Source organism: Pseudohaliea rubra DSM 19751, assembly GCF_000764025.1.
Classification (GTDB): domain Bacteria; phylum Pseudomonadota; class Gammaproteobacteria; order Pseudomonadales; family Halieaceae; genus Pseudohaliea; species Pseudohaliea rubra.
On the sequence record NZ_KN234762.1, the window covers coordinates 15,099 to 37,175 of the forward strand.

The 22,077-nt window shown below is 66.5% G+C and carries 18 protein-coding genes and 1 tRNA gene; 8 read left to right on the plus strand and 11 right to left on the minus strand.

Annotated features, from left to right (window positions below):
* Nucleotides 1-20: 20 nt before the first annotated feature.
* Nucleotides 21-272: a hypothetical protein gene (locus HRUBRA_RS08140; protein ID WP_236629818.1), complete on the minus strand. Its 252-nt coding sequence runs from the start codon at nucleotides 270-272 to the stop codon at nucleotides 21-23.
* Nucleotides 273-451: 179 nt separating this feature from the next.
* Between HRUBRA_RS08140 and HRUBRA_RS08145 the strand changes: the two genes are divergently transcribed.
* Nucleotides 452-538: transfer RNA gene (locus HRUBRA_RS08145), tRNA-Leu, on the plus strand.
* Between the two features lie 89 nt (nucleotides 539-627).
* Here HRUBRA_RS08145 and HRUBRA_RS08150 read toward each other — a convergent pair.
* From HRUBRA_RS08150 to HRUBRA_RS08185, 8 genes are all read right to left on the minus strand, one after another.
* Complete coding sequence (locus HRUBRA_RS08150) at nucleotides 628-1,434, minus strand: SIR2 family NAD-dependent protein deacylase (RefSeq protein ID WP_052094538.1); 807 nt, start codon at nucleotides 1,432-1,434, stop codon at nucleotides 628-630.
* A gap of 26 nt (nucleotides 1,435-1,460) precedes the next feature.
* Nucleotides 1,461-3,743 carry an NADP-dependent malic enzyme gene (locus tag HRUBRA_RS08155; RefSeq protein ID WP_035516211.1) on the minus strand — a complete coding sequence of 761 codons (2,283 nt, stop codon included), beginning with the start codon at nucleotides 3,741-3,743 and terminating at the stop codon, nucleotides 1,461-1,463.
* Nucleotides 3,744-3,816: 73 nt separating this feature from the next.
* Nucleotides 3,817-4,824, minus strand: a complete 1,008-nt coding sequence (locus tag HRUBRA_RS08160) for a metal-dependent hydrolase (protein ID WP_035516212.1) — start codon at nucleotides 4,822-4,824, stop codon at nucleotides 3,817-3,819.
* A gap of 136 nt (nucleotides 4,825-4,960) precedes the next feature.
* The gene (locus tag HRUBRA_RS08165; RefSeq protein ID WP_407681013.1) at nucleotides 4,961-5,542 is read right to left on the minus strand and encodes a type IV pilin protein; all 582 of its coding nucleotides are present in this window, start codon (nucleotides 5,540-5,542) and stop codon (nucleotides 4,961-4,963) included.
* Nucleotides 5,427-6,680: a type IV pilus modification PilV family protein gene (locus HRUBRA_RS08170; protein ID WP_035516214.1), complete on the minus strand. Its 1,254-nt coding sequence runs from the start codon at nucleotides 6,678-6,680 to the stop codon at nucleotides 5,427-5,429. Before HRUBRA_RS08170 ends, HRUBRA_RS08165 begins: the two co-directional genes overlap by 116 nt.
* Before the next feature lie 11 nt (nucleotides 6,681-6,691).
* Complete coding sequence (locus HRUBRA_RS08175; RefSeq protein WP_144244425.1) at nucleotides 6,692-7,891, minus strand: hypothetical protein; 1,200 nt, start codon at nucleotides 7,889-7,891, stop codon at nucleotides 6,692-6,694.
* Nucleotides 7,881-8,756, minus strand: coding sequence for a prepilin-type N-terminal cleavage/methylation domain-containing protein (locus HRUBRA_RS08180; RefSeq protein ID WP_035516216.1), 876 nt, complete (start codon nucleotides 8,754-8,756; stop codon nucleotides 7,881-7,883). Before HRUBRA_RS08180 ends, HRUBRA_RS08175 begins: the two co-directional genes overlap by 11 nt.
* Nucleotides 8,753-9,340: a prepilin-type N-terminal cleavage/methylation domain-containing protein gene (locus HRUBRA_RS08185; protein ID WP_035516217.1), complete on the minus strand. Its 588-nt coding sequence runs from the start codon at nucleotides 9,338-9,340 to the stop codon at nucleotides 8,753-8,755. Before HRUBRA_RS08185 ends, HRUBRA_RS08180 begins: the two co-directional genes overlap by 4 nt.
* A gap of 416 nt (nucleotides 9,341-9,756) precedes the next feature.
* On the opposite strand from HRUBRA_RS08185, the gene HRUBRA_RS08190 reads away from it, so the two are divergent.
* The 4 genes from HRUBRA_RS08190 (at nucleotide 9,757) to HRUBRA_RS14700 (ending at nucleotide 17,366) form a co-directional block, all read left to right on the plus strand.
* A complete protein-coding gene (locus HRUBRA_RS08190) occupies nucleotides 9,757-12,201 on the plus strand; it encodes an acylase (protein ID WP_052094539.1) in 2,445 nt (814 codons plus the stop codon).
* A 107-nt stretch (nucleotides 12,202-12,308) separates the two neighbouring features.
* A complete protein-coding gene (locus tag HRUBRA_RS08195) occupies nucleotides 12,309-13,343 on the plus strand; it encodes an NAD-dependent epimerase (RefSeq protein ID WP_035516218.1) in 1,035 nt (344 codons plus the stop codon).
* A complete protein-coding gene (locus tag HRUBRA_RS08200) occupies nucleotides 13,340-14,644 on the plus strand; it encodes a UDP-glucose dehydrogenase family protein (protein ID WP_035516220.1) in 1,305 nt (434 codons plus the stop codon). Before HRUBRA_RS08195 ends, HRUBRA_RS08200 begins: the two co-directional genes overlap by 4 nt.
* Before the next feature lie 370 nt (nucleotides 14,645-15,014).
* Nucleotides 15,015-17,366: a putative bifunctional diguanylate cyclase/phosphodiesterase gene (locus tag HRUBRA_RS14700; RefSeq protein ID WP_052094540.1), complete on the plus strand. Its 2,352-nt coding sequence runs from the start codon at nucleotides 15,015-15,017 to the stop codon at nucleotides 17,364-17,366.
* An 8-nt stretch (nucleotides 17,367-17,374) separates the two neighbouring features.
* On the opposite strand, the gene HRUBRA_RS08210 is transcribed toward HRUBRA_RS14700, so the two are convergent.
* Nucleotides 17,375-17,626: a hypothetical protein gene (locus HRUBRA_RS08210; RefSeq protein WP_035516222.1), complete on the minus strand. Its 252-nt coding sequence runs from the start codon at nucleotides 17,624-17,626 to the stop codon at nucleotides 17,375-17,377.
* Nucleotides 17,627-17,750: 124 nt separating this feature from the next.
* Between HRUBRA_RS08210 and HRUBRA_RS08215 the strand changes: the two genes are divergently transcribed.
* Nucleotides 17,751-18,668: a surface lipoprotein assembly modifier gene (locus HRUBRA_RS08215; protein WP_052094541.1), complete on the plus strand. Its 918-nt coding sequence runs from the start codon at nucleotides 17,751-17,753 to the stop codon at nucleotides 18,666-18,668.
* Between the two features lies 1 nt (nucleotide 18,669).
* Here the strand turns inward: HRUBRA_RS08215 and HRUBRA_RS08220 are convergent, their stop codons facing one another.
* Nucleotides 18,670-20,511: a S8 family serine peptidase gene (locus tag HRUBRA_RS08220; RefSeq protein WP_084592541.1), complete on the minus strand. Its 1,842-nt coding sequence runs from the start codon at nucleotides 20,509-20,511 to the stop codon at nucleotides 18,670-18,672.
* Nucleotides 20,512-20,638: 127 nt separating this feature from the next.
* Between HRUBRA_RS08220 and HRUBRA_RS08225 the strand changes: the two genes are divergently transcribed.
* On the plus strand, nucleotides 20,639-21,142 hold the full coding sequence (locus tag HRUBRA_RS08225) for an RNA polymerase sigma factor (protein ID WP_052094542.1): 504 nt from the start codon (nucleotides 20,639-20,641) through the stop codon (nucleotides 21,140-21,142).
* Between the two features lie 30 nt (nucleotides 21,143-21,172).
* Nucleotides 21,173-21,895 (plus strand): anti-sigma factor family protein, encoded by a 723-nt coding sequence (locus HRUBRA_RS08230; RefSeq protein ID WP_035516223.1) that lies wholly within the window; start codon nucleotides 21,173-21,175, stop codon nucleotides 21,893-21,895.
* Nucleotides 21,896-22,077: the final 182 nt, after the last annotated feature.

A 22,077-nucleotide genomic window follows, 5' to 3' on the forward strand; every position in this document is an offset into this window, starting at 1 on the left:
CGCAGGCCCCGGAACACCGCTTACTCAGCGCTGTCTTCGGCGGGCGCTTCCTCGGCCGCCTCAGCGCCCTCGTCAGCCGCAGCTTCTTCCGCGGCGGCCTCCGGCTCGGGCTGCTTCACGGCCGGTGCCGTCACCAGGCCCTCGGCCAGCAGAATGGCGACCTTCTCGTCGCCGTTCACCGGCTTGCCATGGGCACTCTCAACGGCGTAGCGCTCGTCGCGGCGCTGGTAGATGCGGTACTCGGCGGTCTTCTTGATCAGCTTCATGCCCATGGCGTTTTCCTTTCGCGTTCGTGGCCCCGGGGGGCGTTACTCGGATGGGATGCGGAGCATACCGGGAAAGGCCCGTCAGGTTAAGCACCTGCACGGGAAGATCCTGCGAGCAGGAGATCAAACAACGTTCGTTGCGCCCGCGCGCTCCGTTGCTATAATCCCGCGCCTTCCCCGTCCGCGCCGGAGTGGTGGAATTGGTAGACACAGGGGATTCAAAATCCCCCGCCCGCAAAGGCTTACCGGTTCGAGTCCGGTCTCCGGTACCATCTCCGCAGCGGGACCCGTGCAGGGCGAGGGACACCTGCTTTCCGACCACTGCGCTTTTTCAAGCCGCCCTCCTCGCCGCCGGGCGATTTTATTCCGGTCCCTGCGCGAGCGCAGGCAACAGCTCTTCGGCATGCCCGGAGATCGACCGGACCCCTGCGGGTGCCTCCCCGGACGGGTCGATGGACCAGCAGCCCCGCCCCGCTGCGCGCGAGTCCTCGACGATCCAGTCGGTAATGCCGACGGAAAAGGACGTCCCCACGAAGAGCACGAGGTCGGCGGTGGGGAGATAGGCCAGCACGCGCTCGAAGCCATAGTCCGGGTGGCTCTGGTAGTGCTCGTCAAACCAGAGCACGTGGGGGCGCAGCAGGCCGTCGCCGCAGTGCGGACAGCGCGGCAGCTGCTCAGGGGAGCCGGCACCGCGGAAGGCCTCGAAGGCGGGCGCCTCGAAGTCCAGGGTGCCGAAGGCCCCCTCGGGGCAGCGCGGCGACGCACAACGCACCTTGCGCGCCTTGCCGTGAATCTCCACCAGGGCGCGGGAGCCGGCGCGGTGGTGCAGGCCATCGATGTTCTGCGTGACCAGCAGGCTGCTCGCGCCGCGGGCCTCCAGCGCATCCTCCAGGGCGACGAGGGCATGATGCGCCGGGTTGGGCTCGGCCCCGGTTACCCGCTCGAAGCGGGCCAGGTACCAGGCCCAGGCATCCGCCGGATCGCGGCGGAAATGGCCGAGCGTGGCCTTCTCCATGATGTCGTTTTTCCAAACGGCGCCCGGCTCCGGACCGCGGAAGGTATCGATACCCGACGCCAGGGAGACACCGGCGCCGGTCACGAAGAGCACCGCGCGGGCGCGGCCCAGGGCGTCCCCGAGTTCCTCGATGGCCGCTGTCGCTCCGCTCACCGCAGGCTTCCCGTTCCCACTTCAACTCACGCGTAGTGGGACACGTCCGTCCCGGCGAGGGCGGAGATATTCAGCAGCCCCCGGGCGGTAATGGACGGCGTAACGATATGTGCCGTGTTGTCCATGCCCATGAGGATGGGCCCCACCTCCAGCGCACCGGCGCGCATCTTGAGGATATTGCGCACCCCGGATGCCGCATCGCCGTTGGCAAAAACGAGCACATTGGCAGGCCCCTTCAGCCGCGAGTGCGGGAAAATCCGGCTGCGCAGCTCCGGGTCCAGGGCCGCATCGGTGTGCATCTCCCCCTCGTAGTCGAAGTCCGGCTCGCGCAGCGCCAGGAGCTCCATGGCGGCACGCATGCGTCGACCGGTATCGATGTCGAGGTTGCCGAACTGCGAGTGGGAACAGAGGGCGACATTCGGCTTGAGGCCGAAGCGGCGCACGTGCCGCGCGGCGGCGATCACCGTTTCGCAGATCTCCTCCGGCGTCGGTTCCGGGTGCACATGGGTGTCAGCGATAAACAGGGGCTCATCTTCCATGATCATCAGCGACAGTGCGCCGACCGCGTGGCGGCCGTCGCGGGCAAGCACCTGGCGGATGTAGTTGAGATGCCAGAGATACTGGCCGAAGGTCCCGCAGATCATGCAGTCCGCATGATCGAGGTGCACCATGATCGCGGCAATGGCTGAAGTGTTTGTGCGCATGATCACCTTCGCCAGGTCCGGCGTCACACCCCGACGCGCCATGAGGGACAGGTAGGTCTCCCAGTAGGTGCGGTAACGCTTGTCCTTCGCCGGATCGACAATATCAAAATCTTCGCCGGGACGCATGGTCAGCCCGGCGCGCTCGCAGCCGCTAAGGATCACTTCCGGACGGCCGATAAGAATCGGTCGGTCGGTCATCTCCTCGGTGATGGACTGGGCCGCGCGCAGCACCCGCTCGTCCTCCCCTTCCGCGAAGACGATACGCCGTTGCGACTGGGCCGCCGCGGAAAACACGGGGCGCATAAGCATTGCGGAGCGGAATACGGAGCTGTCGAGACGGGTCTTGTAGCTTTCGAAGTCATCCAGGGGGCGCGTCGCGACGCCGGACTCCATGGCTGCGCGGGCCACGGCGGTGGCGACGACGCCCATGAGCCGCGGATCAAAGGGCTTGGGGATGAGATAGTCCGCCCCAAAAACCAGCTGCTCCCCCTGGTAGGCGGCGGCGGCCTCGGCGCTGGTGGTCGCCCGCGCCATGGCCGCAATACCGTCGATGCAGGCAAGCTGCATGGCGTCGTTTATTTCCGTGGCGCCCACATCAAGGGCGCCGCGGAAGATAAACGGGAAGCAGAGCACGTTGTTGACCTGGTTCGGGTAATCCGAGCGACCGGTGGCGATAATGGCGTCCGGCGCCACCGCGCGCACCTCGTCGGGCATGATCTCGGGGACCGGGTTGGCCAGGGCAAAGATAATCGGCCGTTCGGCCATGCGCGCGACCACGTCCCCGGTCAGCACGCCGGGGCCGGACAGACCCAGGAACAGGTCGGCGCCCTCGATCACCTCGAGGAGCGTGCGCGCCGCTGTCGGCTGGGCAAAGGCAGCCTTCTGCGGATTCATGTCTTCGCTGCGGCCTTCGTGCACCACGCCGTGCAGATCCACCAGCCAGATGTTCTCCCGGCGCACGCCGAGCTTCAGGAGCATGTTCAGGCAGGCAATGCCCGCAGCGCCACCGCCGGTGGAGACCACCTTGATGTCCTCGAAGCGCTTGCCGGCGATACGCAGCGCGTTGGTGGCAGCGGCACCGACCACGATGGCGGTCCCGTGCTGATCGTCGTGGAAGACCGGGATGTTCATGCGCTCGCGGCAGATCTTTTCAACCACGAAACAGTCCGGCGCCTTGATGTCCTCGAGGTTCACGGCACCGAAAGAGGGCTCCATGGCGCAGATGATGTCGGCAAGACGCTCCGGATCGGCCTCGTTCAACTCAATATCGAAGCAGTCGATATTGGCGAACTTCTTGAACAGCACCGCCTTGCCCTCCATGACCGGCTTCGACGCCAGGGCACCGATGTTGCCGAGGCCGAGCACGGCGCTGCCATTGGTCACCACGGCCACGAGGTTACCGCGGGCGGTGTAATCGGCCGCGTGGCTCGGATCGGCGCGGATCTCCAGACAGGCCTCGGCAACGCCGGGAGAATAGGCGCGGGCCAGGTCCTGGCCGTTGGCCAGCGGCTTGGTGGCCCGGATCTCAAGCTTCCCGGGCTTTGGATAGCGGTGGTAACGCAGCGCTGCCTCGCGGGCAGCCTGGCGGCTCTTGTCGTCGTCCATGGCGATTCGGTTCCAGAAGGGGTCGGTCAGTTCAAAAGAAAGTCGAGTATAAAGCAAGGAGGCCGGCGGGCGTTCAACAGTCTGCCGCCCACAGCAGATGCCAGAGCCGCGGCAGCGCTGCCTGGCTATCGCCCCGGTGTACCCTGTAGGCGCCATGGGCTGCCGGTTCCGCCGCCCGGTTGAGCTGCAGGCTCCAGAGCGCGTCGATCTCGTTGGGCACCAGCGAATAGCGGATGTCGATGACCCGGTCCGAGCCCGGCGCGGCCAGGGCCACATAACCGGCGCTGAACCAGCGGAAGCGCTCCACATCCCGGGCCTGCTGCGAGGCCGGGTCGAGCCAGGGCAGGTCCCGGGCACGGTCGAGGACCGCAAGGGACTCACCGGGGCACTGCAGGGGCGCCCAGCCGGTGCGCATGGCGTCGACGAAGAAACGTCCCTCGGCGCGATAGACCGTCTTCCAGACGAGAATGTTGGCAAAGCCGGGCTTGGCCACCACCTCGACCGGCGCATGGCCGCGCTCCCGCGCCAGCGCCTCCCCCAGGGCGCGGGCCTGCTCCCGCTGCAGCACCCCGAGGCCCAGGTAGGCGAGCGCCCAGCAGAGGCCGGCGACCGCGAAGCCCCGCCGCCCGGTCCGGGCGGCAAGGCCCACCGCCAGCGCCAGTGGCAGGGAAAAAAGCGGGTCGATGATAGAGACCACATTCCAGGCGACGCGCACATCGGAGAAGGGCCAGAAAAGCTGGGTGCCGTAGGTCGTGCAGGCGTCGAGGAGCGCATGGGTCGCGTAGCCGAGGGTGCAGCAGAGCCAGGTGGTGAGTGGCGTAAGGCCCCGGCGTCGGCCAAGGAGCGGGTGCAGGAGCAGCGCGCAAAGCGCCCCGCCGAAGGGGATGATCACCAGCGAATGGGTGAACTGCCGGTGATACTCGAGAAACAGAAGCGGGTCTTCGCTGGAGCGGATGAGCACATCGAGATCCGGCGCCATACCGGCCAGGAAGCCCAGGAGCCCGGCGGTTGCCGCCCCGGTGCGCCGTACGGCGGCCTGCGGCAGGGCCGCACCGGCGAAGCCCTGGGTCAGCGGGTCCATCTGCGCTCCTTCAAGGGTGAACGGGCGAGGGCGCGCCGGCCCGCGAGGGCGATCATTGTAGTCGAGAGGCGTGCGGAGCAGCGAGCCCCGGGGCGACTTCAGCAGCGCCGGAGGAAGACCCCGGGCAGCGCCGTGTTCAGGGCCAGCACTCAGCGGGCAAGCGCAGGCCGCGGGGCGCCGTGGGCGTGACCCGGAGCCGGAGCGTGGCACAGGCCGTATCGCCCACCTGGGCACCGCGGGCGGTGGCGACAACCTCGTAAGCCACGGCGAGCGAGGCACCGCCCGGGTCCTCGCCGAGGCACAGCTCATAGTAAGCTTGCGGGGTCAGCCGGCAGTTATCACCGGAGGGGCTTCCGCCGATGTCGAGCTCGGCCGGGTCCGTACTGAAGTTCGCGTGGCTGGCACGCCAGCGCTCCTGGGCGAGCTGGATCGAGAGCAACCCATCCACCGCATCGGCCCGCCGGCCCTTGCGCTGCGCCTGCTGGAAGGACGGCAGGGCGATGGTGAGCAGAATGCCGGCGACGACCAGGGCGATCATGAGTTCCATGAGGGAAAAGCCCGCTACGGCGCGCTGGGCAGCGCCAGACCCGCGCGGCCGGCGATCAATCATCGTCGCCGCAACGCCGCGCCACCCGGAGCTGGATAGTGCCACTACTGCCGACGTCACCGACCTCGATAAAACGGCGATCATACATCTCGTAATCGAGAGAACCGCCATTCGGGCAAAGCCTCCGGCCGCCCTTCACCGCGAATACAAGCAGACCCTCCCATTTTTGGTTGCTGCTGAACGCATTGGACTCACAGCGGAAACCACTTGATCCCACAAACTCGCAGTTCATGTTGGCGGAGCCTGGGTCCTGCTCCCTCACCCGAATAGGACGATCGGTCCGTACTCGCCCAACCTCGCCGGTCAAGGATCCCTCGATGATCAGTTTGCGCGGACAGGACCGACTCACGGAGAGATCGACGGTAGCGTCCTCTGAGATCCCATCGATTACCAGGGTATCCCGGTCGCGGATCACGACGCCGAACTCATCATTGCAAAGGCGCCTGCCGCCGCGCAGATCAAAGGCCAACTCCCCCGACCAGGTGCCCCCCGCGGCCACCGGAGATGTCTCGCAGCTGTAGCTGCGCCTGCCGCCCGAAAAACTACAGCTGATGCCATCGCCTTCGATACCATCAACCTCGCTCCGGTCGCCGTCGAGGTTGCCGGACACCGTGTAGCGGGTCCCATTGCGGTACCCGTCGATGTCGCAGTCCTCCTCGGAGCAATCGTCACCGGATTCGCTGTCGCTGTCGCTCTCACTGCTACTTGCGCAGCTGCTGTCATCTCCGGAGCAATCGTCCTCGGACTCCTCATCGACCTCCCAGCTCGCCGTACTCCAGGCCGCGCCGGTGGCCCCGAGGGCGGCGAGCAGGCGCTCGGCATCCTGGGTCGGGCTCGTCTCCAGCAGCTCCGATGCCACCACAACGGATTGCTCCTGGCCCAGGGAGTCGGTCCAGTCGACGGTGACTTCCGCCAGCAGCACCGAGGCCGGCGCGTCGCCGAAAGCGCCGTCGGCCGGACGCTCGATCTCCCAGCGCCGGGTGAAGGCAGTGACCCCCGCAACCGCATCGGTACCGGGGTCGTTCAGGGGAATATCACCGACATCGACAAAGGACTGCAGCTCGTGCAGCTTCTGCTCAGCGAGGGCCGAGGCCTCGGCGCGGGCACGGGCCAGGGCAAGCTCTCGCTGGCTGGCGCCGTGAAAGCCCACCAGCGACAAAAGACCGATGGCGAGGACCGCAAAAGCGATCAGGGCTTCAACCAGGGTCAGGCCTGCCTGCGCACGATGCCCGGGGCTACGCTTCGCCAACCTACGCACCATCAGAAGTCCCTCCAGCTGCCGGGGATGCGCACCAGTTCCGCCTTGGCGAGCCCTAAAGCGAAGCGGTTACCGCCACCCTCAGCCTCAGCGAGGTAGCTGAAGTCCAGCTGCCGTGCATGAAACTCGGTATTTGCGCTCAGTTTCGTCGGTGCACCGGCGAAGGCAACCGAACCGTAGATCGTTGCCTTGCCCCAGCCGTTCGCCTGGCAATCCCGCGTCTCGAAGTAAACGAGGCCGTGAATGGTGGTGTTGCCGTTGATCTTCGGACAGCCGGCCTCCTCGGTGAAAAAGACAATGACCGGCTCATCGGCGCTACCGAGCGATTGGTGCCAGTTGGCGCTGCTGTCCACAACCTTCACCGCGTCAGGATGGCGCTCGGCCAGGGCGCGCAGCATCTGCTCCGCGGCGTTGGCACCCACAGGGTTGCCGTCGCCGTCATAGCCGCTCGGCGACAGGCCAAAGACAGCCTCGCTGAGGCTCGGGGTACCGCTGAGCGCACCGACCTTGCCGCCGTCTTCGAGGGACAGGTTGCCCGTGGCCACGTCGGCGGTACCGCCGCGGGTGATCCCGATGGCAATGCCGTCGTCCACCAGCGGGTAGGCTTCGGGGGTGCCGGTAATGCCACTGAGGCCATCCTCAACCAGCACGGCAGGCGCGGAGAAGCTATCAATAGCAGCGGCAAACAGGGGTGAAAACACGCTTTTCCTCGTCAACAGCAGATCGACGCTCACGGTCCGCTGTACGTGGCTGTCACCTTCGGCGCGGCCCGTGGCACGGGCGCGTACCAGAAGAGGGTCGGACGGATCGGTAGCGCTGAGCGTCGACAGCAGCTCGTACTCGATGGCGAGGTCATACGCGTCTGTACCCAGGCTTTTGTCAACGTAAGCCGTCGCCGTCACCGGGCTCGTAGTACCGGCACCGGCACTGCGCCACACCCCTCCCGCGTCATCATCACTGAAGGCAAGGCTGCCCGCATGCTCCTCGAACCAGGCCAGCGCATGGTTGAGACCCCCGGTGGCGACTGCATACACCTCTTTCCCGCGCTGGTCTGTGCCGGCACCGCGATGACTGGAAAGCGTGCCGCTGGCCACGGCCAGGGCCCCAAAGGTGGCCAGACCCAGCAGGATAAGCGTCATGGTCAGTACGGCAGCCCCGCCCTGACGACGCGCTCCGCGGTGAGGAATGCGATCAGCTGTCATTGTCGATACCGTCGAAGAAATCATTGGCAAGGCGCACGCGGGTTGTGAGCGCAGCGGTCACCGCCTCATCACCGGGAAGGCGGGCGGCGAGGGAGATAGCGACGCTGCGGCGCCAGAGGCACACCTGGTCGCCAGTGGTCGCGGGAATCGGGTTTGCCGTATCCGTCGGCGTCGGGTTGCAGCTGTTCGCGGTGCTCCCCGGGCTCCAGTCGCCGGCGCTGCTGGCCAGGGCGAAGGCCCCGGCATAGCTGCCAGCGCCCGGCGCCGTGGCGTAGGCAAGATCGAAAGACAGATTGGTGATGGCCAGGTCGGCCCCGTGCACGGGCACCCAGGTGCCGCTGTCGCAGGCGTGGCCACTGCCCTCTGCGCGCAGCTCCAGGCGTTCGCCATTGCGGCGCAACCCGAAGGCCTCGAAATTACCGCTGCCGAACAGGCCATCGCCGTTCAGGTCGTAACGATAGAGGATGCAGCTGCAGCCGCTGCTGCAGGCCACGGGGCTCGCCGTGGCATCCCGGGGATCATAGGCAAAGAGCTCAACCTGGCCGAACTCGTCCATAGCCGGCACGGCACACTTATAGAACTCATCCACCGCCAGCGATGCACTGCCACCGGCGCCGAGACCGCAGCGCTGGTCCCAGGCGACGTAGCCTGCGCGCTGCAGATCCCGTGCGGTGAAATCCAGCACTTCCCGCAGCTCGTTGCCGAGGCGCGCGGTCTGCAGGGTCTGCCCCCCCTCGACACCGATGCGCACCATGATCGAGAGCACGCCGGCGAGCACAACCATGCTGACGCCAAGACCGACCAGGAGCTCGACGAGCGTGAGACCGCGCTGGGCGCGCTGGAAAGGGGGACGGCGCCGAGTCATGACAGGCAGCGTCCGTAGCCGCCGATCACCGGCGCATCGGCGGGCAGGCAGAGCTGCACCGCGCCCAGGCCGCTCAGATCCACGCGCAGGGTCCAGCGACCCGCGGCCAGGGTCATGCTCGACGCGAGCGTACCACCCGCCGGGGCAACGACCGCGCCCCGCGGCTGCTGAAAAACCAGGCCGTCACCGGCCGCTTCAAGACTGAGAGTACCGAGCTCCGCAGGCGCCAGGAGAGCCTGTACCGCCGTGCCCGCTTCCGTAAGCGTGCAACTGGCAGCGCTGTCGCTGCAATCGCAAGGGGCACTGCCAACGCGGGCCCCGAGGCACTGGGCCCCGACCGCCACAGCAACCGGCACCTGGCCGGCGCGCGCATGGCCGCGGGCGCGCTCGAGAAAGCCGGCGACGGTCTCGGCGCCACGCTGCAGCGCCTTCTTGTCGCTGTAGTCGCGGAAGGAGGGCACCGTGATCGCCAGCACCACCGAAAGCACCGTGACCGCGATCATCAGCTCGAGCAGCGTCAGCCCCGCGCAGCGGAAGCTTGCTGGCAGCCTGGCCTGATAGTGCTGGTGACGGCGCGATGCCATGGGTTTTCCTCTTTTGCGGCGGCCTAAGGGTCGTCTCATGGCCTCCCCGGTGCAAGGGGGATTGGCTGCGCCTTGAGAGATTTGGGCGCCTCATCACAATCCTGCGCCCCAGTCACACATTTGAGGCTTTTTGCGTCGCATACATGGTCGCACTGCGCGACATAATCACGCCCTTACTCTCGAATCGCTTACGCATAGACGACAGCACAACACCCTTCCCCTCCGGCGCTTTTCCTGCGTCTGCCGCCCATCACCCGCTGCCCCGCCTCGCTCGCTCCACGCTTTCTTCTCGCCGGCGGCACCTTAGCTGCGCATCGGCTCAAACGCCGGGTGGACGGCTGGATCGGAAGTCGGGGGAGCGGGCAGCAGCATCCGGTGCTAGGCTAGCGTCCCGAATAAAAAAGAGGACACCGCCCATGCATGCCCCGCTTCGCCTTGCCCCCCGCTTTGCCACCCGCCTTATCCCTGCCTGCTTCCTCGTGCTCGCGGCCTGCCAGGGCGGCCCCGCCGATGACAGCGCCTACCGCGCGGAGCTGATCCGCACCAGCCACGGCGTCGCCCACATCACCGCCGACGATTTCGGCAGCCTCGGCTATGGCGAGGGGTACGCCGCGGCCGAGGACCATGGCTGCCAGATCGCCCGCGGCCTGGTGCAGGCCCGCGGCGAACTCGCCCGCTACTTCGGCCCCGGTGAAGAACAGCGCAATGTGGTGGCCGACGGTGTCGTGCGCGCACTCGGGATACCGGCGCAGGCGCAGGCCGCCTTCGCCGCCCAGGACGCCACCAACCGCGACTGGCTCACGGGCTACAGCGCCGGCTACAACCGGTACCTGCGCGAGCAGGGCGACAATGCGCCGGGCAGCTGGTGCGCCGGCGCAGCCTGGGTGCGCGCCGTCACCCCGGAAGACTTCATGGCGCGGATGGTGCTGCTGGCGCAGACGCTGCCGCGCATGGCCGGTGCCCTGGCCGCCGCACAACCGCCGGAAGCGGCAAGCACGGCCGCGGTGGCGCCGGCGCTGGTCCGCGAGGCCGCAGACGCCATGTCCCTTGCAGGCCTCGGTTCCAACGCCTGGGCCCTGGGCAGCGAGCGCACGGAGAACGGCCGCGGCCTGCTTCTGGCAAACCCCCATTACCCCTGGTACGGCGGCAACCGCTTCTGGGAAAAGCACCTGACCATTCCCGGCAAGCTCGATGTCTACGGCGCTCACCTCCTCGGCGCCCCGGGCGTCGCCATCGGCTTCAACCGCGGTGTCGCCTGGTCCCACACCGTATCCGACAGCGAACGGGTGGTGCTCTACCAGCTCGAGCTCGTGCCCGGGGAACCCACCCGCTATTTCCTCGACGGCGAACCGCGATCCATGACCTCGCGTACGGTCAGCGTGCCCGTGCTCGGGAACGACGGCATGATCACCGAGGTCGAGCGCACCCTCTGGTTCAGCCATCTGGGTCCCATGCTCACCCTGCCCGGCATGCCCTGGACGGACGCGCAGGCCTTCACCGCCCGGGACGCCAACGCTGAGAACACTCACCTTCTCTCCCAGTGGCGCGCCATGAACCTGGCCACGGATCTCGATGCCTTCATCGAGGCCCACCGGCGCTGGAACGCCATGCCCTGGGTAAACACCATGGCGGCGAGTGCCGATGGCCGCGCCCTCTATCTGGACAACTCCACCGTGGGCAACCTGAGCGAAGAGGCGATCGCCCTGTGGCGCGAGCGCCTGGCGAGCGATCCCCGCGCGGCAAACCTCTATGCCGAGCGCGGCATGATTCTCCTCGACGGCAGCGACAGCCGCTTCGCCTGGGTCGATATCCCGGGCACGCCGGTCCGCGGCACGGTTCCCTTTGACCGGCGGCCGCGACTCGAACGCCGCGACTACATCTTCAACGCGAATGACAGCTACTGGCTCACGCAGCCGGCGGCGCCGCTGACCGGCTATTCTCCGCTCTACGGACCCGAGGCTACCGCCCGCAGCCTGCGCACCCGCATGAACGTGCAGCTGCTTGCCCCGGACAGCCCCTATAACTACGCCGGCAATGATGGCCGCTTCAACCGCCGGGAAGTCCAGGAGGCCCTGTTCTCCAACCGCAGCCTGGCTGCGGAATTGCTGCGCGGCAGCCTGGTGGATGCCTGCCGGGCAACGCCGGTGCTGACCGTGGACGGCGGATCGCGCGACCTGGCCGCAGCCTGCGACGTCATCGATGCCTTCGACGGACGCTACGACGAAGACAGTCGCGGCGCGGTGCTCTTCCGCGAGTGGCTGGTGCGCTACGACTATCGGGAACACTTCGACGCCGGGAGTCTCTTCGCGGAGCCCTTCGACGCAGCGCGACCGGTGGCTACACCGGCGCAGCTCGCAGACGAGGCGATCGCCCTCGAACACCTGGCCGAGGCGATCTCGGTCCTTGAGCACGCGGGGCTTCCCCTTGATGCATCCCTCGGCGCGGCACAGGCCGCCTACCGCGGGGACCAGCGCATCCCGGTGCACGGCGGCAATCGCCACGAGGGCGTGGCCAACCTGCAGGTTTCCGCGGAGCCCGGGGAGCCACTGCAGCCGTCCGATCTAGGGCACCCCAATGGCGATCTCGACACGGCCCCGGTGGCTGACTCGCCGCTACTGACGGCTTCGGGCTATCCCATCACTCACGGCAGCAGTTTCATTCTTACCCTGGCCTTCGAGGATGCCGGACCGGTGGGCGAAGCTCTGCTCACCTACAGCCAGGCCGGCGACCCGGCCTCACCCTGGTTCAGCGACCAGACGGCACTCTACCGGGCCAAGCAGTGGCGACCCGTTCTGTTCGAGCGGGCGGCCGTGGAGCAGGATGCACAGGCCCGGCGGGTACTCCAGGGACCGCGAGACTGAGCGCCGGCAGGGCCGCGACGGGGCGCCCGCGCCCCCGTCACAGGGCGGCCACCGGCTGCTACCATAGCGGCTGATCCCGCCGGGCCCTGGAGACAGCGCAGCGCGTCATGAAGATTCTCGTTACCGGCGTCGCCGGCTTCATCGGCTTCCATGTCGCCCGGGCGTTGCTGGCCCGGGGTGACAGCGTCCTCGGCGTCGACAACCTCAACGACTATTACGACGTGCGGCTGAAGCGTGACCGGCTGGCAACGCTGGCCGCCACCGGCGTGAGCAAGCTGGAAGTCGTCGAGCTGGATATCGCCGACGCCGCGGCGCTGCGCACGCTCCTGGCAAAGAGCGAAATCGAAGCGGTGGTCCATCTGGCAGCCCAGGCCGGCGTGCGCTACTCCCTGGAAAACCCTCACGCCTACACCCACAGCAACGTCAACGGCTTCCTCGCGGTACTTGAGGCCTGCCGTCAGCATCCGGTAGAGCACCTCGTGTACGCTTCTTCGAGCTCGGTCTACGGCCTCAATGCCCACATGCCCTTCTCCGTTCACGACAACGTCGACCATCCCGTGTCTCTCTATGCCGCAACCAAGAAAGCCAACGAGCTCATGGCGCACAGCTACTCGCATCTTTACGGCATGCCAACCACCGGGCTGCGCTTCTTCACGGTTTACGGGCCCTGGGGCCGGCCGGACATGGCCTATTTCCTGTTCACCCGCGCCATCCTCGAGGGCCGGCCCATCAAGGTGTTTAACGGTGGCGAGATGGCCCGGGACTTTACCTATATCGACGATATCGTTGAGGGCGTAGTGCGGGTGCTGGATCGCCCGGCGGTGTCGGACCCTGCCTGGTCACCCACAGCACCGGACCCGGGCAGCAGCTGCGCGCCCTACCGGGTCTTCAACATCGGCAACAACCAGCCGGTGCGGCTGCTCGAATTCATCACTACCATCGAGGCCGTGCTCGGCCGCGAAGCCGTGAAGGACTTCCAGCCCATGCAGCCGGGGGATGTCACCGCTACCTGCGCCGACATCGACGCCCTCGGCGCCTGGACCGGCTACCGCCCCGCAACACCCCTCGCCGAGGGCATGGCGCGCTTCGTCGCCTGGTACCGGGACTATTACGAACAACGAGAGGAAAACAGCCGAAAATGAACGTAGTCATGATCGGTGCCGGTTACGTCGGCCTCGTCAGCGGCGCCTGCTTTGCCGAGTTCGGCGCCCGCGTTACCTGCGTCGACAAGCAGCCCGAGCGCATCGACGCCCTCAAGCGCGGCGAGATTCCCATCTACGAGCCCGGCCTCGATGATCTCGTGGCACGCAACGTCGCCGGCGGTCGACTGCATTTCAGCAGCGAGCTTGCCGGCCCGGTAGCCGAGGCAGACCTCATCTTCATTGCCGTCGGCACGCCGACGCGCCGCGGCGACGGCCACGCTGACCTCAAGTATGTATATGCCGCGGCCACGGAGCTGGCGAACCACCTGCAGGGCTATACGGTAATCGTCGACAAGTCCACCGTGCCCGTAGGCACCGCCCGGGAAGTCCAGCGCCTGGTGCGCAAAGCCAACGCTGACGCAGCCTTCGATGTGGCATCGAACCCCGAGTTCCTCCGCGAGGGCTCGGCCATCGGCGACTTCCTGCGCCCGGACCGGGTGGTCCTCGGCGTCGAGTCGGCGCGCGCCGAAGCGCGGCTGCGCGAGCTCTACCGCCCGCTGAACCTCATCGAGGCCCCGATCCTGGTCACGGATCTCGAGAGCGCCGAACTTATCAAATACGCCGCCAATGCCTTCCTGGCAACGAAGATCAGCTTTATCAACGAAGTCAGCCAGCTCTGCGAAGCCACCGGCGCGGACGTGAACCTGGTCGCCAAGGGCATGGGTATGGACGGGCGCATCGGCTCGAAGTTTCTTCATGCGGGGCCAGGCTACGGGGGCTCCTGCTTCCCCAAGGATACCCTCGCCCTGATCCGCATCGCCCAGGAGCACGGCCTGTCGAGCCGCATCGTCGAGGCGACGGTGGAAGTGAACGCCTCGCAGAAGGCGCGCATGGTGGCGAAGATCCGCCAGGCCCTCGGCGGCAGCGAGGCAGACAAGCGTATTGCCGTGCTGGGCCTGACCTTCAAACCGGAAACAGACGACATGCGCGATGCGCCCTCCCTGGCCATTCTGCCGGCGCTGGCGGACAAGGGCGCAGAGGTTGTCGCCCACGACCCCGAGGGCATGGAAGAAGCCCGCGGCCTGCTCCCGGACACGGTGCGCTACGCGGCGACGATGGAGGAAGCCCTGGAAGACGCCGACGCGCTGGTCCTGCTCACGGAGTGGAATCAGTACCGGGGCCTTGATCTTACCCGCGTCCGCGAGCACATGCGTGGCAACGTCTTCGTCGACCTGCGCAACGTCTACGAGCGCGCACTGATCGAAGCCGCCGGCTTTGCCTACACGGCCGTGGGGCGCTAGCGGGGCAGCTGCGCCTCAAGCGTCGTCGAGTCAGGCGCCGGCTGTTCTGCCGTGGGCCGCGCCCACATCCGGCGCTCCCTGCAGGCAACCGGTGCGCTGGACGCTCGAAAACCTCCATGCTACTTTCTTATCAGCCTGATACAAACCCAAGGGCAACCTGAAACAACACCATAGCGGCACACCCCGGCGCAATGCCCCGACAACGTTCTCGTGCAGGGACCACGAGGGGGTTTGAGCAAGCCGCCGGAGCAGCACAACGCGCCAGACGCATTACCCTGAAAAACTGTTCCCGGGAATCGGGGGTAACGATGACAGCCATGACGGCGCCCAGGCGCCAAATGCAGCCCGCCCAAGGCGCGGGCCCCTGATCTTGTCTATTTCCGGCAAGATCAATCTTCTGATCACCGCCCTTGCGGTGGCGGCCGGCATTATCCTTGTCCTTTTCATCGGTCAGCGCGAGTACGCCTACCAGCGCGATCAGCTGGTCCTCCAGGCCTCCACCGCCGTCTCGAGCCAGCCACACCTGCAACTGACCCTCTACTTCCGCAACCCCGCCGAGATTGCCGCCGCCTTGCAGCAGTTCCTGGGGCTTTCGCCGGCCTTGCGCCATGCGGTGCTCCGGGACAGCGTCGGCGACATCATTGCCCGCGCCGATCGACCCTGGGCGGAAGGCGCGGTACTACCACGCTTCAGCGAAGCCCGGGGGCAGCAATCTCCTCTTGAACAGTCGCTGTTCAACCATCACAGCCCGGTGGCTCCGCCCGGCTTTGAACTGGTGACTGCGATTACCCGCGGCGAGACCGTCGCCGAGCTGATGCTGCCCATCACCTCACTGGTCAACCCCACCGCCCCGGGGCTCTCGCGGCAGGATTTTGCCCTGACCCTGGCCAACCCCGACCAGGTCAACGGTATCTTTGTCAGCGGCTACATAGACCTTGGCATCAGCAGCCTGACCCTGCTCGCCCGGACTATCCCCGCGGTCGCTCTCTCTGCAGGCTTCGGGCTCGCCGTGGTGCTCCTCTGCGCCCTGATCGCCCAGCTCACTACGCGCCGGATCACCCGCCCCCTGGGCGAACTGGCGGCCGTCGCCGACGACATCGCCGCCGGCAAGCAGACCCACATGCTGAAGATCCGCGGCAGCGGGGAAATCGGCGATATCGCCAACGTCCTCAACACGGTTATCGCCGGCATGGAGGGCGAGAAGCAACGCATGCACACGGATCGTCGGCTCCTGAGCATGAAGGTGGATGAGCGCGACGCGCAGCTCACGGAACGCCAGCAGGAACTCGACCAGGCGGTGAAGCGGGTCAGCGAGACCCGGGAGCGCCTCCGGCACCTGGCCTACTTCGACACGCTGACCTCCCTGCCGAACCGCCGTCTGTTCACGGAGCAGCTATCACTGCTCCTCAAGCTCGCCGCCCGCAACAAGCAGCAGGTCGCCCTTCTGCTCCTCGACCTTGACAACTTCAAGCGCGTGAACGATTCCCTGGGCCATCGCGCCGGCGACGAACTCCTGCGCGAGATCGGCGACCGTCTTGCCAGCTGCGTTCGGGACTCCGATGTGATCCACCGCAATGCCGATGACGAGGCGCGCATGGACCTGTCCCGCATGGGTGGCGACGAGTTCACGGTGGTTCTCAACCAGCTCGACCACGCCGAAAGCGCCAGCCGGGTTGCGGCGCGGCTCGCCAAGGCCATCGCCCGGCCCTTTTCCCTGGACGGCCAGGAGGTGGTCATCACCTGCTCCATCGGCATCGCCGTTTCTCCGGAGCACGCCGAAGACGTGGAGGGGCTGCTACGGGCCGCCGACACGGCCATGTTCAATGCCAAGCGCCAGGGCCGGAACCGCTACCTGTTCTACCGGGAGGACATGGAAGGAGCGAACCTCGAGCGCCTCAAGCTGGAAACGGAGCTGCGCAAAGCCCGGGATCTCGGGCAGCTGCTGCTCCACTACCAGCCCCAGGTCGACTCGCGCAGCGGCGCGGTGGTTGGCGCCGAGGCCCTGGTGCGCTGGCACCATCCGGACTTCGGCATGGTGCCGCCCTTCAAGTGGATCGACCTGGCCGAAGAGCTGGGCATCATCAACGAGATCGGTGAATGGGTGCTGCGCCGGGCGTGCTCGGACCTCGCCAGCCTGCATGAAGAAGGCTTGCCGCTGCCAAAAGTCTCGGTCAATGTTTCTGCGCTCCAGTTCACCGAGAGCTTTGTGCACCTCGTCGACACCGTCCTCAAGGAAACGGGCCTGCCCCCGGAGGCTCTGGAGCTCGAGCTCACCGAGGGCATCATGATCGGCAGCCAGGAAGGCGCCGTGCGCATCGTCGAGGAACTGAAGGCACTGGGCGTGCGCACGTCCATCGACGATTTCGGCACCGGTTACTCGTCCCTCAGCTACCTCACCCGGCTGGTGCTGGACGAACTGAAAATCGACCGCAGCTTCGTGCTCGGCCTTGCCAGCGGCGAGCGCAATGCCGAGCTCGTGCGCGGCATCATCGCCATGGCGAAGAGCCTGCACCTGGAGATCGTCGTCGAGGGCGTGGAGAGCCCTGGAGAACTGGCCTTCTTCCAGCGCGAGGGCGCGGATGTGATTCAAGGCTACCTGTTCAGCGCACCGGTGCCGCTGGAGAAGCTTCGCCCCCTGTTGCAGCCGGCCTATTTCGAACGGCAGATCCAGCGCCTCACGCAAAAGCTCGCCAGCGGTGACCTGCAGTTCGAGCAGGCCTGAGGACCTGGCTACTGCTGCCGCTGCTTCAGCGCCTGAAGCTGCGCAAGGTTCTGCTTGTAGGCCTCAGCAATCTTGTCGATACCGGACGCCGTAAGGCCGCCTTCGTTCCCCGCCACCGTGTAACTAGCGTGCACCGCCGACGCCGACATAAGAGACCAGGACACGACATCGACGCCGATACCCTCATCTTTCATGGTGTTGGCAAGTTCGATGAAGCGCTCCATGCACGCCTGGTGCTGTTCGTGCTTGTCTTCGGCCATGGGCCCGGTCTCCGTAGTATTTGTGAGGCCCGGAGTTTACCATTGTCTTCCCGTGGCTTCCGGCCGCCGCTGCGGGGCGCGGGCCCCGGCGCCCTGACCCGAGGCTGAAGGAACCGAAGCCAGCATGCCCATCGCCCGATGCCTTTCCCTGCTCGTTTTCGCCGCGCTGGCTGCGGGCGCTGGCGCGCAGGAAAGCGAGGTCCGGGCCCGGGAGTGGCGCGGTGAGGTCGGTGTCGGCGCCGAGTACGACACCAACGTCTCCGTGAGCGAAGTAGACGTGAGCTCCGGGGAGGCTGACTCTGCCTGGCTCGTCGACCTGGAGCTGGGAGTCAAGCAGCCCGTCGGCGAGCGCAGCAACCTGAACCTCAACTACGATTTCAGCCAGGCAAGCTATGAGCGCTTCTCCCGTGTCGACCGGCAGACCCACATCCTAGGCGCCGACCTGGGAACGGATCTCGGCAAGGCCAACACTGGCATTTCCGCCTATTACATCAACTCGCGCCTGGATGGCGAGCCCTTCCTGGAATTTATGCGGCTGTCACCTTCGGTGTCCGGTTTCCTGGCAAAAAAATGGTTCGCCCGCAGCGCCTATGTGTACTCCGAGCGCCTCATCGAGGAGCGGGAGGCACGGGACGCCACCACCCATTCCGCCGAGGCGGACCTCTATTACTTCCACCGCGGCCTGCGCAGCTACCTGAATATCGGCTACCGTTACCGCGACGAGGACGCCACGGCTGCACGCTTCGATTTCCGCTCCCACGGCCTCAAGGTGCGCTACATACGCCGCTTCGACCTGCTCGAACGGCAAGCCAAGGTCGAGCTGGCCTGGCGCTTCGAAGCGCGCCGCTACCTGTCACCAACGCCAAGCATCGGCGAAGACCGGGAAGATGATCGCTCGCGCTGGAAGCTGGACCTGGAAGTGCCGCTGACCCGGCGCCTGGCGCTGCAGACCTACGCCAGCTACGGGGATTACCAATCCAACCTGCCCCGGGCAGACTTCATTCAGACGATTGTCGGTGCGCGGCTAAGCTACGGCTGGTAGTTCATGAGCTGGTGAGCGTCAGCAAGCCGTAACCATAGATGTCGTCCCGCCCGGGCGGGCCAAGATCCAGCGCGCTGCGATAGAGCAGATCAACGATATTCTCCGCCGGCTGAAGCTGGCGCAGTCGCGCTGCTGCCGTCACCGCGAAGGGTACGGCGAAGGACGTGCCCGACGATGCGCCGTAGCCGCCACCCGGGCGGGCGTGGCGCAGGTCAACCCCCGGCGCAGCGAGGGCCAGGTAGGCACCGCGGTTAGCCAGGCGGAACACCTGCCGGCTCGCATCCACGGCGGTCACCGCCACCACGGATCCGTAGGCGGCGGGGTACATGGGCCGGGCGACCGGACCGCCATTGCCTGCCGCCGCCATGATCACCACGTTATCCCCGGCGGCACGCTCCAGGGCGGTCTCAAGCAGACGGTTCGGCGGGCCGGCCAGGCTGATGTTTATCACATCCACACCGGAGGACATGAGCCAGTCCACTGCGCGGATCAGGCTCACGGTGCTGGCGATCTCGCCCTGCCGCCCATCAAGCTCGAAAACCGACGCCGCGAAGACTTCCGCGCTGGGCGCCAGGCCCTGATAATCCGCAGCATTGCCGACGATGATCGAGGCAATGGCCGTGCCGTGCTCCGCGGGCATCTTCGCCCCGGGACGGGCGAAGGAACGCGTACTGATTTGCGACGTCGACAGTGCCGGGTGGGTCAAATCCACGTCGCTGTCGATCATGCCGACGCGCAGGGAGAGGCTGTCGAGATCAGCCGGCGGCGGCATGGCCGCACGCGGCAGCATACCGTCGCCCGGGGAGGCAAGCGGCGCACCGGCCGTGTAGATGTGATTGAGGTCCACCTCGGCGCGATCCTTGCCGACCACGTCGAGGACGCCCTGACGTATCTCGGTGATGTCGAAGCTGGAGGGTGCGGCGACCTCCGCCAGGCGCAGGCCGAGCCCCGGCAGCTCCGTCACCGTGTCGAAGAGATACCCCTGCTTGTCGAGTTCCTCGAAAACCGCGGGCTCGGCCATGACCAGCCACTGCTCCTTGAGAATGCGATCCTCATTGACCTCGAGGTGGCTTTCAAGGTCCTCGACGATCTCGTCGATCTCCGTCTCCAGGCGCTCTTCAATGGCGGCGACGACCCGGGCCTCGACGTCCTCCTCGACAGCGCTCTCAACGGCATCCTCAACGCCCGCTTCCACCTCATCCTCGACATTGGCGGCGACGGACTCTTCAACGCTCTCCTCGACGACCTCGGCGACGCTCTCCTCTACCGATTCCTCTACCGATTGCTCAACTGTCTCCTCAACCGTCTCCTCTACCGTCTCCTCGACCGAGGCCTCCACAGACTCTTCCACCGAGGCTTCGACGGTCTCCTCGACATTCGCGGCGACTTCCTCTTCAACGGACGCTTCGACGCTATCCTCAACAGAATCCTGCACCGAGTCCTCGACGGTCGCGGCGACCTCGTCCTCAACGGATTCCTCGACGGCCTCGGCGACGCTCTCCTCGATGTTTTCCTCGACCGTGTCGTCCACCGACTGCTCGATGGTCTCCTCAATCTCTTCCTCGATGTTCTCCTGGATATTCTGCTCGGTAACCTGCTCGACCTGGTCCTCGACCACCGTGGCCACCTCGTCCTCAACAGCTTCCTCGACGGCTTCCTCGACTTGCTCCTCGACCTGTTCCTCGATGTCCTCTTCGACGGGTTCGGCGCCGAGATAGCCGCCGACGGGCAGCTGCGCCTGCACCGGCGCCGGCGCCAGCAGGAGCAGGAAGGCAAGCGCCAGGGCACTGGCGCACGCCGGGGCGCGTACGGGGAAGAAAGAGAATTCCGGACATCGATCCATGGTTAGTACCTGCGGCGGGGCTGTCGAGCCCGGGGTGCGCTGTGATGACGGACCGGGGGGCAGATAAATTCCACCCGGTGGAATAAACTGGCGCACCCAACCGTCCTCAGAGTGTAGCAGGGAAAGCATGTCGTCGCTCAACGCCAGGCAGCGCAATGACCTGATGGCCGAACTTCAGGGTCTTCGGCGCTTCTGCCTGTCCCTGACCGGGGCCGTGGCCGACGCCGATGACCTTCTTCAGGCAACGGTGGAACGCATGCTGGATAAAGGCATGCCCGAGGACGCGCACACCGCCAAGTGGGTCTACCGGGTGTGCAAGAATATCTGGATCGACGAACTGCGGTCCCGGGAGGTTCGCCAGCGCCACACGCCGGCGGTACAGGCAGGCACAGATGACACGACGCCCTCTGCGGAGGCCCAGGCCGGCGGCGAGCGCAATCTGCGGGCGGTGAACGAGGCCCTCGGCCGGCTACCGGAGGATCAGCGCCTGGCCCTCATGCTGGTAACCATCGACGGCAAGAGCTACGCCGAGGCAGCGGAGATCCTGCAGGTGCCCGTGGGGACGATCATGAGCCGCATCGCCCGGGCACGAAAGAACTTATTGACGGACAGCGCCCTCCGGGACCTTTGAATCCAGGGCAGGCACGACGGGATAACGACCATGACAGACAGGGACTACGAACTGCTCTCGCAGTACATCGACGGCGAGCTGGAAACAGGAGCGCTCACGGCCCTGGAGGCGCGGCTTGCCGCGGAACCGGACCTCGCAGATCTCCTCGAACGCCTCCGTCGCCTCGACAGCAGCATTGCGGCCAGCGTTTGCTCAGCCGCCACGGATACCGTTCCCGCGCATGTCGCCGCCCTGCTCAGCGATGACACAAATGTTGTAGCGCTGCGTCGTCCCCCGCGCCGCGCGGCGTGGCCGGCCGCGCTGGCCGCTTCGCTGATCGCGGCGGCGGCGCTGCTTCTGGTGCCGGGGGAGGACGGCCAGTCGCCCCTCACCGGTGACGATACGCTCCTTGCCGAGGCACTGGATTCGGAACCGTCCCGGGCCGAAAGCTGGCTCACACTGGCCGACGGCCGCGCGCTGCAGCCGGTACTCACCTTCCCCGATCGCAACGGCAACTGGTGTCGCGAGTTCCTGCTCCGCGACAACGATCAGGACTGGCGCGGTGTGGCCTGCCGGGCATCGGGACGCTGGGAGACGCAGGTCGTCGCCCGGGACACCTTCTTCGGCAGCGACGAGGCCTATCGCCCCGCCGGCGCCGGCGACAGCGACAGCGACAAGATCGCCGGCTTCATTGCCCGCAACGCCGCCGCTATTGCCCTCGGTGCCGGCGAGGAACAGGCACTTATCGCCAGCGACTGGCAAGACGCCCCCTAGCTCTCTGCCGGCATCCGCCGCGGAAAACTGCGATTCACCTGAAAAGCTGCGGTTGCTGGAATAAAGTCCGCGACGATCCGTCATCAAGGCAAGGGTGGAGTGAAACCCCCATGAGGGAGCGTCGTCCAGCCATTGGGTCCGGGACAGGCTCAGCATAGGGTCGTCCCGGGGCGGGCGGCGTG